The 13421-nt window shown below is 38.6% G+C and carries 13 protein-coding genes; all 13 read left to right on the top strand.

The genetic code is table 11. The features are described from left to right. Positions 1–21 precede the first annotated feature (21 nt). The 13 genes from menB to AC1Q8L_RS28395 all read left to right on the top strand — a co-directional run bounded on the left by menB (position 22) and on the right by AC1Q8L_RS28395 (position 13419). Positions 22–840, top strand: a complete 819-nt coding sequence (gene menB, locus AC1Q8L_RS28455) for a 1,4-dihydroxy-2-naphthoyl-CoA synthase (protein ID WP_000963882.1) — start codon at positions 22–24, stop codon at positions 838–840. Positions 841–1092: 252 nt separating this feature from the next. Next, positions 1093–2538, top strand: coding sequence for an o-succinylbenzoate--CoA ligase (locus AC1Q8L_RS28450; RefSeq protein WP_142318004.1), 1446 nt, complete (start codon positions 1093–1095; stop codon positions 2536–2538). Next, entirely contained in the window at positions 2539–3645 is a 1107-nt protein-coding gene (gene menC, locus AC1Q8L_RS28445; RefSeq protein ID WP_025118272.1) for an o-succinylbenzoate synthase, read from the top strand. Between the two features lie 199 nt (positions 3646–3844). Next, positions 3845–4543, top strand: coding sequence for a response regulator transcription factor (locus AC1Q8L_RS28440; protein ID WP_000822508.1), 699 nt, complete (start codon positions 3845–3847; stop codon positions 4541–4543). Next, entirely contained in the window at positions 4536–5642 is a 1107-nt protein-coding gene (locus AC1Q8L_RS28435) for a sensor histidine kinase (RefSeq protein ID WP_000002599.1), read from the top strand. Before AC1Q8L_RS28440 ends, AC1Q8L_RS28435 begins: the two co-directional genes overlap by 8 nt. An 82-nt stretch (positions 5643–5724) precedes the next feature. Further along, on the top strand, positions 5725–6585 hold the full coding sequence (locus tag AC1Q8L_RS28430) for a D-Ala-D-Ala carboxypeptidase VanY (protein ID WP_000759402.1): 861 nt from the start codon (positions 5725–5727) through the stop codon (positions 6583–6585). A 358-nt stretch (positions 6586–6943) separates the two neighbouring features. Beyond that, the gene (locus AC1Q8L_RS28425; RefSeq protein ID WP_000139934.1) at positions 6944–8044 is read left to right on the top strand and encodes an amidohydrolase/deacetylase family metallohydrolase; all 1101 of its coding nucleotides are present in this window, start codon (positions 6944–6946) and stop codon (positions 8042–8044) included. Beyond that, entirely contained in the window at positions 8022–9125 is a 1104-nt protein-coding gene (locus AC1Q8L_RS28420; RefSeq protein WP_000510109.1) for a DgaE family pyridoxal phosphate-dependent ammonia lyase, read from the top strand. Before AC1Q8L_RS28425 ends, AC1Q8L_RS28420 begins: the two co-directional genes overlap by 23 nt. A gap of 1 nt (position 9126) precedes the next feature. Continuing rightward, positions 9127–9882: a 2-dehydro-3-deoxy-phosphogluconate aldolase gene (gene dagF, locus AC1Q8L_RS28415; protein WP_000181907.1), complete on the top strand. Its 756-nt coding sequence runs from the start codon at positions 9127–9129 to the stop codon at positions 9880–9882. Continuing rightward, positions 9875–10891 (top strand): sugar kinase, encoded by a 1017-nt coding sequence (locus tag AC1Q8L_RS28410; RefSeq protein ID WP_025118274.1) that lies wholly within the window; start codon positions 9875–9877, stop codon positions 10889–10891. The genes dagF and AC1Q8L_RS28410 overlap by 8 nt, the downstream gene beginning before the upstream one ends. Continuing rightward, positions 10891–11616: a GntR family transcriptional regulator gene (locus AC1Q8L_RS28405; RefSeq protein ID WP_000539259.1), complete on the top strand. Its 726-nt coding sequence runs from the start codon at positions 10891–10893 to the stop codon at positions 11614–11616. Before AC1Q8L_RS28410 ends, AC1Q8L_RS28405 begins: the two co-directional genes overlap by 1 nt. 115 nt (positions 11617–11731) lie before the next feature. After that, positions 11732–13057: a gluconate permease GntP gene (gntP, locus tag AC1Q8L_RS28400; RefSeq protein WP_071713480.1), complete on the top strand. Its 1326-nt coding sequence runs from the start codon at positions 11732–11734 to the stop codon at positions 13055–13057. Between the two features lie 170 nt (positions 13058–13227). Beyond that, complete coding sequence (locus AC1Q8L_RS28395) at positions 13228–13419, top strand: YjcZ family sporulation protein (RefSeq protein ID WP_001290392.1); 192 nt, start codon at positions 13228–13230, stop codon at positions 13417–13419. The last annotated feature ends 2 nt before the right edge of the window (positions 13420–13421 follow it).

The following is a 13421-nucleotide window of genomic DNA, read 5'->3' as shown; positions in this document are numbered from 1 at the left end:
ATATACAAGGAGGTAGTTGTAATGGCTATTGAATGGGTAAAAGAAGGCAATTACGAAGATATTATTTATTCAACATACAATGGTATCGCAAAGATTTCGATTAACCGTCCTGAAGTACATAACGCATTCCGTCCAAAAACGGTAATGGAGTTAATCGATGCTTTTGCACAAGCTCGTGATGATGCAAATGTTGGCGTTATCATTTTAACAGGTGAAGGTGGACGTGCATTCTGTTCTGGCGGCGACCAAAAAGTTCGCGGTCATGGTGGATATGTAGGTGACGACCAAATCCCTCGTTTAAACGTATTAGACTTACAACGTCTAATTCGCGCAATTCCTAAACCAGTTATCGCAATGGTAGCAGGTTATGCAATCGGCGGTGGACACGTACTTCATATCGTATGTGACTTAACAATCGCTGCAGACAACGCTGTATTCGGACAAACAGGTCCTAAAGTAGGAAGCTTTGACGGTGGATACGGAGCTGGTTACTTAGCTCGTATGGTAGGCCACAAGAAAGCTCGCGAAATTTGGTACCTATGCCGTCAATATAGTGCTGGGGAAGCACTTGATATGGGCTTAGTAAACACTGTAGTACCATTAGAAGAGCTTGAAGCAGAAACAGTACAATGGGCACAAGAAATTTTAGCAAACAGCCCAATGGCACTTCGTTTCCTAAAAGCTGCATTCAACGCAGACACAGACGGTCTAGCTGGTATTCAACAACTAGCTGGAGATGCAACGTTATTGTACTACACAACTGACGAAGCAAAAGAAGGTCGCGACGCATTCAAAGAAAAACGCAGTCCGGACTTCGGTCAATTCCCTCGTTTCCCGTGATCAAAAGCGGAAGCCACCGAACATTCTAGCTGCTGTAGCTGGATGTTTTAAAAGCGGAGCCGACTGTTTAGCCCCGTTGGCTAAGGTTCTTTCGCACAGAAAGTGTTTTTTACTTTCTCGTGCGGAAGGTTCTTAGACGGAAGGGGCTAGGAGGCGCAGCTGGATAAGACCAAAAGGTCAAACCGGAAACAAAACAACTAAGAGACTTGATATCATATCAAGTCTCTTTCTTTCATGAAAGGAGAATGAATGATGGAGACGATGCCAAATTGGTTAATGCAACGTGCATTTTTAACACCAGATCGCACTGCAATTGAAATAGAGGAAGAGAAAGTTACTTTTATGGAGCTACATGAAAAAGTAGTATCTGTTTGTGAACACCTCACGTATGTTGGAGTGGGGCGAGGGCAAAAGGTGGCTGTTCTGATGAAAAATGGTATGGAGATGATTACAGTTATTCACGCCCTATCTTATGTAGGTGCAGTAGCTGTGCTTTTAAATACGCGTCTTTCAAGAGAAGAGCTACTTTGGCAAATGGATGATGCTGAAGTTGTTTGTTTAGTAACGGATCAAGATTTTGATGCTAAAGATGTTCCTGTTTATTCATTCGCCGAAGTGATGAATGGACCAAAAGAGGAAGCCTCTATACAAGAAGAGTTTTCTTTAGAAGAAGCGATGACAATTATTTATACGTCTGGGACGACAGGCAAACCGAAAGGCGTTATTTTAACGTACGGCAATCATTGGGCAAGCGCAGTCGGTTCGTCGCTTAATTTAGGACTTCGTGATGATGATTGTTGGTTAGCCTGCATGCCGATGTTCCATGTTGGCGGGCTATCTCTTTTAATGAAAAACATTATGTACGGCATGCGTATTTTACTTGTTCCGAAATATGATGCTGATTTTATTCATAAAGCACTTCAAAAAAGAGGAGTAACAATTATTTCTGTCGTTTCTAAAATGTTAACTGATTTATTAGAGCGACTTGGGGCAGAGACATATCCATCTTCTTTGCGATGCATGTTACTTGGCGGAGGACCAGCGCCAAAATCACTATTAGAAGCATGTGTAGAAAAAGGAATTCCTGTATATCAAACGTACGGTATGACAGAAACATCTTCGCAAATTTGTACGTTATCCGCAGATTACATGTTAACGAAAGTAGGATCAGCTGGAAAACCACTATTTCAGTGCCAACTTCGTATTGAAAAAGATGGCGTAGTAGTGCCACCATTTGCGGAAGGTGAGATTGTAGTAAAAGGACCGAACGTAACAGGCGGTTACTTTAACCGTGAAGATGCGACGCGAGAGACTATTCAAAACGGGTGGCTTCATACTGGCGACCTCGGTTATTTAGACGAAGAAGGGTTTTTATACGTATTAGATCGTCGCAGTGATTTAATTATTTCTGGCGGAGAGAATATATATCCAGCTCAAATTGAAGAAGTGTTGCTTTCTCATCCGGCAGTAGCGGAAGCTGGTGTTGTCGGCATGGCTGACGATAAATGGGGACAAGTACCAGCTGCTTTTGTTGTGAAAAGCGGGGCGGTAACAGAAGAAGAAATTCTTCATTTTTGCGAGGAGAAGTTAGCGAAATATAAAGTGCCGAAGAAAGCATGTTTCTTAGAGGAATTACCACGTAACGCTTCGAAAAAATTGTTAAGACGAGAGTTAAGACAATTAGTGGAGGAGATGTAGGTGGAAATAAAAAAAGCGACACTGTATATAACGGAAATGCCACTCGTAATCCCGTTTGCTGCAAGCTACGGGACTTACGAAAAGCGTGAGAGTATCGTTATTGAATTAGAGGATACGGACGGGTACATCGGATTTGGGGAAGTCGTTGCATTCTCTGAACCGTGGTATACGGAAGAAACGGTGAAGACAGCGCTGCATGTACTGCAAGACTTTTTAATACCTGATTTATTAAAGGCTGAAATTTCTCATCCGAATGAGGTACCGGGTCTATTTCAACATATAAAAAGAAACCGAATGGCAAAAGCCGGAATAGAGGGGGCTGTTTGGGATTTATATGCGAAGCGTCAAAAGAAATCGCTAGCGACAGTACTTGGCGGAACTAGTCATGAAATTGAAGTCGGCGTTGTAATTGGGATCAATACAATTCCGGTTATGTTAAAACAAATCGAGAAGTACGCCGAAGAAGGATACGAGCGTTTTAAAGTGAAAATAAAGCCAGAGCATGATTATGAGTTATTAAAAGAAATTCGAAAAGAGTTTCCGCATATCCCGCTAATGGCAGATGCGAATTCAGCGTATACATTAGCGGATACGGAGAGGCTGAAACAACTAGATGAATTCCAATTAATGATGATTGAACAACCGTTAGCGGATTACGATTTTCTTGATCACGCGGAGTTGCAAAAGAAAATTGAAACGCCGATTTGTTTAGATGAAAGTATCCATAGTTTAGAAGATGCGCGCGTTGCGATTACGCTTGGTAGTTGCCGCATCGTTAACATTAAGCCAGGGCGAGTAGGCGGATTAACAGAGTCGGTTCAAATTCATAATTATTGCATGGAGCATAACATACCCGTTTGGTGCGGTGGTATGGTAGAAATGGGGATTTCACGAGCGCAAAATGTTGCTCTTGCCTCATTGCCGAACTTTACGATTCCTGGTGATATATCCGCTTCTAGTAGACATTGGCAGAGGGATATTATTTCACCGGAAGTGACGCTTGAGGGCGGGAAAGTGATTGTACCGCAAAGTGTTGAAGCTGAGTATAAAGTTGACCGCGAAAGATTGGAAGAACTTACGAAGCAGCGGATTTTTTTTGAGCGGTAAATGGAAGTTTCATTAGGATGCCCGCAAATAGCGAGAGGATTTTGTCGTTCATTGTCGGTAAGTCAATATAATTGGAAAATCGCTGATATAATTTTATTTACCAAGGTTACTTTAACGAGTAGCCTTTTCGTATTGTACAAATTGGATAGACTAGTTTACAATCGAGCGTATAAAAATGGAATGAAAAAGGGGGAGTAAAATGAAACGCATTTCAATTTTAATCGCTGATGATGAGGCGGAAATTGCTGATTTAATTGAGATACATTTAGAAAAAGAAGGGTACCATGTTGTGAAAGCAGCGGATGGGGAAGAGGCAGTTCATATTATTGAAACGAAGCCAATCGACTTGGTAGTTTTAGATATTATGATGCCGAAAATGGATGGTTATGAGGTGACGCGTCAAATTCGCGCGAAACATCATATGCCGATTATTTTTTTAAGCGCGAAAACTTCGGACTTTGATAAGGTGACAGGTCTTGTACTAGGTGCGGATGATTATATGACGAAGCCTTTCACACCAATAGAATTAGTTGCACGTGTAAATGCACAACTGCGTAGGTTTTTTACGTTAAATCACCCGAAAGTAGTGGAGAGTAAATCTGCTTTAGAAATAGGCGGAGTCGTAATTAATCCTGAGCGCAGGACGGTTGATGTGTATGGTGAACAAATTGAATTAACGCCGAAAGAGTTCGATATTTTATATTTATTAGCGAGTCATCCGAAGAAAGTATACAATGTGGAAAATATTTTTCAGCACGTATGGGCAGATGATTATTATGAAGGTGGAAATACAGTAATGGTACATATTCGTACTTTGCGGAAGAAACTTGGAGAAGATAAAAGAAAGGATAAATTAATAAAAACAGTGTGGGGAGTAGGTTATACTTTCAATGGCTAATATGATGAAAAGCTTTCGATTTAAAATGATTGCCTTATTTGCGTTAAGTATGGTGCTTGCAGCAACTGTAACTTATATAATTTATAAAGGATTGCAGTTGTATTATAAAACGATGGTTCGCTACGAAGAGCCTTTAGCACAATTTAGGTCAATGGTAAGGGAATTTGGAGACATTAACTTCTTTTTAATTTTCTTTATTCCGTTATCTATTATCTTTTTCTTCTTTTTGACAAAACCGTATTTAAAATACTTTGATGAAATTTCTAATGGGATTCATCATCTTGCGAACGGTAACTTTACGAATAAAGTTCAAGTTTCATCAAATGATGAGTTTGGAAATATCGCGCGTGAAATAAATGTTGCAAGTGAAAAGTTAAAAGAAGCTGTTGAAAGAGGAGATTTTGCTGAAAGTAGTAAAGATCAGCTCGTTGTGAATTTAGCTCATGATTTAAGAACACCGTTAACATCCGTGTTAGGATATTTAGATTTAATTCTTAAAGATGAAAATTTAACAAAAGAACAAATTAAACATTTCTCCACAATTGCATATACAAAATCGCAAAGACTGGAAAGTTTAATTGATGAGCTATTTGAAATTACACGTATGAATTATGGCATGCTAAAGCTGGATAAAAAGCCGATCGATATAAGTGAGTTACTTATACAGTTAGAGGAGGAATTGTATCCGTTATTAGAAAAACATCATTTAGAAGCTAGATTGAACGTGGCTCCTCATTTACCGATGCACGGTGATGGAAAATTGTTAGCTAGAGTATTTGAAAACTTGTTAACAAATGCCGTTCGTTACGGGTATGATGGGCAATTTGTTGATATGAATGGATATGTTGATAATGGAGAAGTTGTCGTACAAATTATGAATTATGGAGATAGCATTCCAGAAGAAGATTTACCGTATCTTTTTGATATGTTTTATACAGGTGATAAAGCGAGAACTGAGAACCGTGGCGGGACTGGCCTAGGACTATTCATTGCGAAAAATATTGTCGAGCAGCATAATGGTACGATTTCTGCTGAGAGCAATGTAGTTAGAACGCTATTTGAAGTACGATTGCCAAAAGACGAGAATGTAACAATTTAATAAAAATTTAAACTTTACCCCACTTTTTATTTTAATAGTTTTTTCTATTCTATACGTAAGTTACGTTAAGGAGGAACTAGAAATGAAAAAGTGGGTATTTATTTCTTTTTTTATAGCATTCACAGTATGTGTAGGCGTTTATATATCACCGTTATTTCAAAAGGAAATCGATGTTAAAATTGTCGGGAAAGATGAGCTAGTAAAGGCGGCAAACACCGAGGGGAAAGAGATTACGAAGGAACAAATTTATAAGGGCGATTTATTATTAGTTAACAGGGATTATCCAGTAAAAAAAGATAGTATTAGGTCTGATATTATAAATGTAAATCATAATAGTGAATTAGTAAGAGGTTATGTAATATTTGATAGAAATCTTCGTTTATCAAAGGATGTTGTGAAAAAGTTTTTGAACGTTGTCGATGCGGCTGGAAAAGAAAGTGTTAACCATTTTTTGATTAGTAGTGGTTATAGAGATTTCCAAGAGCAAAAACAGCTATATGAAAAAATGGGATCTGATTATGCACTTCCAGCAGGATACAGTGAACATAATTTAGGATTATCACTGGACATTGGGTCTACTCAAAAGAAAATGGAGAAAGCGCCTGAAGGAAAATGGATTGAAGAGAACGTATGGAAGCATGGCTTTGTATTACGTTATCCGAAAAATAAAAGTAACATTACTGGAATTCAATATGAGCCATGGCATATCCGTTATGTCGGCCTACCTCATAGCGCAATTATGCAAAAAAAGAATTTTACACTAGAGGAATATTTAGAGTTTTTAAAAGAGGAAAAAGAGGTTTCAACTGAAGTAGAAGGTAAGAAATATACTGTTTCTTATTATAAAGTTTCTGAGAATACGAAAGTGAACGTTCCAGCAAACAAGCAGTATGAAATTTCCGGGAACAATATGGATGGGGTTATTGTGACGGTTCAGGAATAGAGAAAAAGGCTGTGCCATTTGGGACAGCCTTTTCTTATATAAGAAAGGAAGTGACGTTTTTTGTCGGTAAATCGATATTCTTTGTCGAATCGTTAATATATTATAAGTTATGATAGATATAATTGAAAAATCGTTGATATATTGTAAGTTATGATAGATATATTCAAAAAATCGTTGATATAATTTCCTATACTATTAGCATTTTGGAGGAGCATCTTTTTATGTATTTTTAAACATTATAACGTTATATTTACTTCTCCCTTTTTTTGTGTTACGCTAAACGTGTGAAAGAGATATAAAATGAAACTTTAATGTAAGCGTATTCTTATGGCTTCTTATAGAAAAGGGTGGAAATACAATGACAGAACGATTCGTACTACGTAATGTGAAACGTGTGAACGGGGAAGAGATTGACATTGTAATTGAAAATAACAAAATCGCACAGGTGACGAAAGCTGGTGCTGGCGAGGGTGGAAAGGTTCTTGATTACTCTGGTACTTACGTATCGAGTGGCTGGATTGATTTGCACGTTCACGCTTTTCCAGAGTTTGATCCGTATGGCGATGAGGTAGATGAAATTGGCGTTAAGCAAGGGGTAACGACAATTGTTGATGCGGGTAGTTGCGGTGCTGATCGCATTGCAGATTTAGTAAAAAGTAGAGAGCAGGCAAAGACAAATTTATTTGCCTTTTTAAATATTTCTCGCATCGGTTTGAAACGAATTGATGAATTATCCAATATGGAATGGATAGATAAAGAGAAAGCGATAGAAGCAGTAGAAAAGTATAAAGATGTAATCGTTGGGTTAAAGGCGAGAATGAGTAAAAGTGTCGTTTGTGATAGTGGAATTGAACCGCTGCATGTAGCGCGCGCTTTATCTCAAGAAACATTATTACCGATTATGGTACATATCGGTTCAGCGCCTCCCCGTATAGAGGAAGTTGTACCTCTTTTAGAAAAAGATGATGTGATTACACATTATTTAAACGGGAAAGAAAATAATTTATTTGATGAAGAAGGGAAACCGCTACCTGTGTTGTTAGATGCGGTGAATCGCGGCGTGCATTTAGATGTTGGTCACGGTAATGCTAGCTTTTCTTTTAAAGTAGCAGAAGCGGCGAAGCGTCACGATATTGCCTTTAATACAATTAGTACGGATATTTACCGGAGGAATCGTATACATGGTCCAGTGTATAGTATGGCTCACGTTCTTTCGAAATTCCTTTACTTAGGTTATCCACTAGAAGAAGTGATTGATGCGGTTACGAAAAATGCGGCAGAGTGGCTTAAGAAACCAGAGCTTGGCCGTATTCAAGAAGGGGATATTGCAAACTTAACTTTATTTACGGTTAAAGATGAGAAGGTTACGTTAATTGATTCAGAAGGGGATCAGCGCATTGCTGAAAAAAGAATTGATACGAAAGGGGTTGTAATTAATGGGTCATTCATTGAATGCTAAGTACGGATTAAAAAGAGTGATTAATGCGAGCGGTAGAATGAGTATTTTAGGTGTATCTGCTCCTACAGATACAGTAATGGATGCGATGAAACATGGTGGACAAAATTATGTGGAAATTGCTGATTTAGTAGATAAAGCAGGAGACCATATTGCGAGAATTCTAGATTCAGAGGCAGCGGTCGTTGTGAATTCAGCATCGAGCGGAATTGCGCTTTCTATCGCTGGTATCGTTACAGAAGGAAATCGCCGTAAAAGTGAAAGACTTCATCAAGAAGTAATCGCGAAAAACGAAGTGATTATGTTAAAAGGTCATAACGTTCAATACGGTGCTCCTGTTGAAACGATGATTTACTTAGGTGGAGGAAAACTCGTTGAAGTTGGCTACGCAAATGAAGGGAAAGCAGAACATATTGAAGATGCGATTGGCGAAAATACAGCAGCAATTCTTTATGTGAAATCACATCATGCAGTGCAAAAAAATATGATTTCTGTTGAAGAAGCATGGGAAGTAGCGCAGCGAAATAACGTACCACTTATCGTTGATGCGGCAGCTGAAGAAGACATTCAAAAATATGTGAAGTATTCAGACCTTGCCATTTATAGTGGTTCAAAGGCAATTGAAGGACCTACTTCTGGTATTGTTGGCGGTAAACGAAAATATATCGAATGGCTGAAAGTGCAATTACATTGCATCGGAAGAAGTATGAAAGTCGGGAAAGAGACAACTTTTGGCTTACTTCAAGCGCTTGATGAGTACGGAGTAAAAGAAGATAAGAGCGAGCAAGAAAAAGAATTGCTACAAGTACTTATGCCGCTAAAAGAATTAAATGGTGTAAATGTAACGATCGTTCAAGATGAAGCTGGAAGAGCAATCTTTAGAGCTCGTATTCATATTAACGAGAAAGAGTTAAACAAATCAGCAAGAGATGTTGTGACTGCATTACGCGAAGGGGAAATCGCCATTTATACACGTGATTACGGAGTAAGACAAGGATTCTTTGATATTGATCCACGTCCACTTCAAGGTGATGACATACATGTGATTGAAGAAAAATTGAGAGAAATCGTAGGGGGAAACTAAAATGACAAACATTCAAAAACGTTTTTATAAAGGCCGCGTAGCATTAAATGTATTAGCAAACAATATAGAAAATGCAAAAGATATTTTTGAAGCAGCAGAAGGTTATGTAGTAGTGGGAGTGTTATCAAAAGACTATCCAACAGTAGAAGAAGCTGTTACAGCTATGAAAGCATACGGAAAAGAAATTGATGACGCTGTATCAATCGGACTAGGCGCAGGAGATAATCGCCAAGCAGCAGTTGTAGCTGAAATTGCGAAGCATTATCCTGGTAGCCATATTAACCAAGTGTTCCCTTCAGTTGGAGCAACGCGTGCAAATCTCGGCGAAAAAGATAGCTGGATTAATAGTTTAGTATCACCAACAGGAAAAGTAGGTTACGTAAATATTTCTACTGGCCCAATTAGTGCGGCTGGAGAAGAAAAAGCAATCGTTCCAATTAAAACAGCGATCGCACTTGTACGTGATATGGGCGGAAATTCATTGAAATACTTCCCGATGAAAGGGCTAGCTCACGAAGAAGAATATCGCGCAGTTGCGAAAGCTTGTGCAGAAGAAGGATTCGCATTAGAGCCAACAGGTGGAATTGATAAAGAAAACTTTGAAACAATTGTACGTATTGCGCTTGAGGCAAATGTAGAGCAAGTTATCCCGCACGTATACTCTTCTATTATTGATAAAGAAACTGGTAATACGAAAGTAGAAGATGTTCGTGAATTATTAGCAGTCGTGAAAAAGCTAGTTGATCAATATGCGTAAGAAAATTGCAGCGTTCGGCGAAGTAATGATGCGCCTGCAAGTACCTGGATATGAATTGTTGTCGCAAGCTAACACGTTAAATTACTCATTTTCAGGTACAGGTGTGAACGTTGTAGCGGCACTTTCTCACTTAGGGCATGAAGGGCTTCTTATTTCAACTTTACCGGAAAATTCGGTTGGAGATGCAGCTGTATCTTACATTCAAAAGTTAGGGATTCAAACTTCTCTTGTTTCAAGAGGCGGTAAATATGTAGGTATGTATTTTTTAGAAAATGGATTCGGTGCACGTGCAAGCCGCGTTACATATTCGAATCGATTAGAAAGTAGCTTCAATACGGCATGTGAAGAAATGTATCAATTTGAAGAAATCGCAAAGGAAATTGATATCGTTCATTTTTGCGGTATTACACTTGCGATGAATGATACGGTGCGTCATCATATGAAATCTTTAGCGAGAGCAGTTAAAGAAAACGGAGGAACCGTCGTTTTTGATTGTAATTATCGTCCCTCACTTTGGGGAGAAGACGGATATGAACAGGCAAAACCGCATTATGAAGAAATGCTGGGGCTTGCTGATATCGTTATGATGAACGAAAAAGATGCGATGTTCGTTCTTGGAATGAAAACAGAAGAGACGGAGCGAGAAGCGCAGCTGCTGGATCTTATTCCAAAGGTAGCTGAAACGTATCATATCGCTACAATCGCTGGTACTCATCGCTCTATTAACAGTGATAATACACATTCGCTTCGCGGGTTTATATGTAAAGATGGTTCGTTCACTTTTGCAAAAACACTTACGTTTTCTGTATATGATAGAATAGGTGCTGGAGATGCTTATACGAGCGGAATTATTCATGGCGAGATAAAAGAGTTTGCACCAGAGAAAGCTGTTTCATTTGCGTCAGCAGCTGGAATGCTAGCACATACAATCGTCGGTGATACGCCAATGTCATCAGAGAAAGATATACTTCGGGCGATGACGGCATCAGTAGGTGATGTAGAAAGGTAGTGGGTGTAACAGTGAACGTAACGAGGAAAAAAGGACCATTATATTTACAAATAAAAAATATTATTCGTGATCGAATATTGCATGGCGTATATGCGATTCATACGAATATTCCTTCAGAACCGCAATTAGAAGAAGAGTTCAAAGTTAGTAAGATTACAGTGCGTAATGCGATTAAAGAACTCGCTCAAGAAGGATATTTGGAAAAGAAGAGCGGCAAAGGAACGAAAGTGATTCGTAATACTTCTGCGACAAAACTGTCAAAGGGTAAGAAATTTACAGAAGTGTTAGTGGAAGAAGGATATAAAGTACAAAAGAAATTATTAAAAGCAGAAATCGTTCATAATGAGGAAGGAACAGTGCCGTTTCGATTATTCGGTAAAGAGAGTTTTCGTATCGAGCGCCTATATATGTTAAATGATACGCCGTATATTCATTATACGCACTATTTCTCAGCTCGAATGGCGAGTACAGATTTATCGGACTTTGATTTACAATCGCTTTACGATTTAGTTGAGGACCGAGGTATACATTTAGAAAACTTCAGAGATGAATTCGCGGTTGGGCTTGCACCTAATTTCGTTGCAGAAGCGCTAGGTGAAAAAGAGGGAACAGCGTTATTAAAACGTATGCGCTATTCTTATGATGAAGTTGGCGAAGTAATTGAATATAGCGAAGGCTACTACAATACAGAAATGCAGCATTATGTAGTGAATTATGACGTATAAAAAAGAGGGGATGTTCCCTCTTTTTTTATAAAGTAAAACTTTAATTAGTGGAGGAGGGCATCACCCACTAATTATTAGCCCACACCAATCGGGATAAAAGTAAGGAGAATGAGAGATGGATATATACTTATTAATCGTCACGTTACTTGCGATCACAATTGTTATTTTAGGGGTATCATGGTGGAAATGGCATGCATTTATTAGTTTAACAGTTGCGAGTTTGTTTTTAGCTATTATGTCTGGACTGAACTTAACGAAAATAGTGGCTGCCTATGAAACTGGTGTTGGTAGTGTACTAGGTCATTTAGTTGGTATTTTGGCACTTGGAACTATACTCGGGAAAATGATGTCTGATTCAGGAGCAGGCATGCAAGTTGCAGATTTCTTTATTCGATTTTTCGGCGTAAAAAAATTACCTTGGGCTATGTTATTTGCAGGTTTTGTTATAGGGATTCCCGTCTTTTTTGAAGTAGGGATTGTTATTTTATTACCACTTGTAATTTCAATTCGAAAAACAACGAAGCAAAACATATTATTAATTGCTTTACCTGTTATTGCGGGATTATCTATCGTACATGGGCTAGTACCTCCGCATCCAGGTGCCATGACTGCAATCGGTATTTATAACGCGAACTTAGGAAAGGTACTTTTATATTCATTAATTATCGCGTTACCGACGGCTATTATAGCAGGCCCAATATTTGCAAAGTGGGTACATAAGAGGGTTATACCTGAAAATGAACCGGAGCTTGTTCGAGTTACGACAGTATCAACTGATTTGCCAAGTCGTAAAGTTTCATTCTTTATTATTTTATTACCAGTTGTATTGATGATTTTATCAGTAGTTGCACCATATATTTCATTACCGAAAAAATTGACTGAATTTTTAGTATTTATAGGAAGTCCAGTAATCGCCTTACTTATTTCATGTTTCGCAGCATTTTATTTACTTGGTATCAAACAAGGTATTAATAAAAAGATGATTAAAAAATTAACAGATGAAAGTTTATTGCCTGTCGGTTCTATTATTTTAATAATTGGTGCAGGCGGTGGATTTAAACAAATATTAATTGAAAGCGGCGTTGGAACAGCTATTGCACAAATGGCAGAACATATTTCGTTATCACCAATCGTATTAGCTTTCATGGTAGCTGGTTTAATTCGAATTGCAACAGGTTCAGCTACAGTAGCATTAACGACAGCAGCAGGGATTGTTTCACCAGTTATTCAACACATGTCTGGTGTGAATTTAGAGCTTCTCGTTATTGCAACCGGTGCAGGTTCATTAATGTTTTCTCACGTAAATGATGCAGGGTTCTGGCTTGTAAAAGAGTATTTAGGTTTGACGGTGAAGGAAACATTTAAAACGTGGACGGTGCTGGAAACATTGTTATCATTTATTGCATTTGGTTTTGCTCTTTTGTTGAATATGTTTCTTTAAAGGATACCTGAATAGGTATCTTTTTTTTTGATTAAGCCCAATTCCTAAAACAAGCCCGTTTTTAAGTAAGCCAAGCTTCCTATTCGCCCTGAAAACATAATATAAATGGAATCCCCTCATTTAGAGCAAGGTGAACTTGTTATGAATGATACTAAAGGAGGAATAGGGTAATGAGCGAAAAGTGTGAACACAGACATGATGATTGTAACCGCAGACATGGTTGCGGAGGCGGTTTTGCGCTTCTAATCGTATTGTTTATTTTATTAATTATCATCGGTGCTAGCTGCTTCGGCGGAGGCGGCGGTTGTGGCTATGGTGGTTACGGCGGTTACGCAGGCGGCTACGGTGGATATTGCTGCTAATT

It is taken from the genome of Bacillus sp. GW823-FHT06A11, assembly GCF_058795355.1.
This window is presented reverse-complemented; position numbering and strand designations above follow the sequence as displayed.

What these genes read in the sequence shown, in the direction of transcription:
- menB (WP_000963882.1), top strand. Translation starts at nt 22, where the DNA reads ATGGCTATTGAATGGGTAAAAGAAGGCAATTACGAAGATATTATTTAT.
- AC1Q8L_RS28450 (WP_142318004.1), top strand. Translation starts at nt 1,093, where the DNA reads ATGGAGACGATGCCAAATTGGTTAATGCAACGTGCATTTTTAACACCA.
- AC1Q8L_RS28440 (WP_000822508.1), top strand. Translation starts at nt 3,845, where the DNA reads ATGAAACGCATTTCAATTTTAATCGCTGATGATGAGGCGGAAATTGCT.
- AC1Q8L_RS28435 (WP_000002599.1), top strand. Translation starts at nt 4,536, where the DNA reads ATGGCTAATATGATGAAAAGCTTTCGATTTAAAATGATTGCCTTATTT.
- AC1Q8L_RS28430 (WP_000759402.1), top strand. Translation starts at nt 5,725, where the DNA reads ATGAAAAAGTGGGTATTTATTTCTTTTTTTATAGCATTCACAGTATGT.
- AC1Q8L_RS28425 (WP_000139934.1), top strand. Translation starts at nt 6,944, where the DNA reads ATGACAGAACGATTCGTACTACGTAATGTGAAACGTGTGAACGGGGAA.
- AC1Q8L_RS28420 (WP_000510109.1), top strand. Translation starts at nt 8,022, where the DNA reads ATGGGTCATTCATTGAATGCTAAGTACGGATTAAAAAGAGTGATTAAT.
- dagF (WP_000181907.1), top strand. Translation starts at nt 9,127, where the DNA reads ATGACAAACATTCAAAAACGTTTTTATAAAGGCCGCGTAGCATTAAAT.
- AC1Q8L_RS28410 (WP_025118274.1), top strand. Translation starts at nt 9,875, where the DNA reads ATGCGTAAGAAAATTGCAGCGTTCGGCGAAGTAATGATGCGCCTGCAA.
- gntP (WP_071713480.1), top strand. Translation starts at nt 11,732, where the DNA reads ATGGATATATACTTATTAATCGTCACGTTACTTGCGATCACAATTGTT.
- AC1Q8L_RS28395 (WP_001290392.1), top strand. Translation starts at nt 13,228, where the DNA reads ATGAGCGAAAAGTGTGAACACAGACATGATGATTGTAACCGCAGACAT.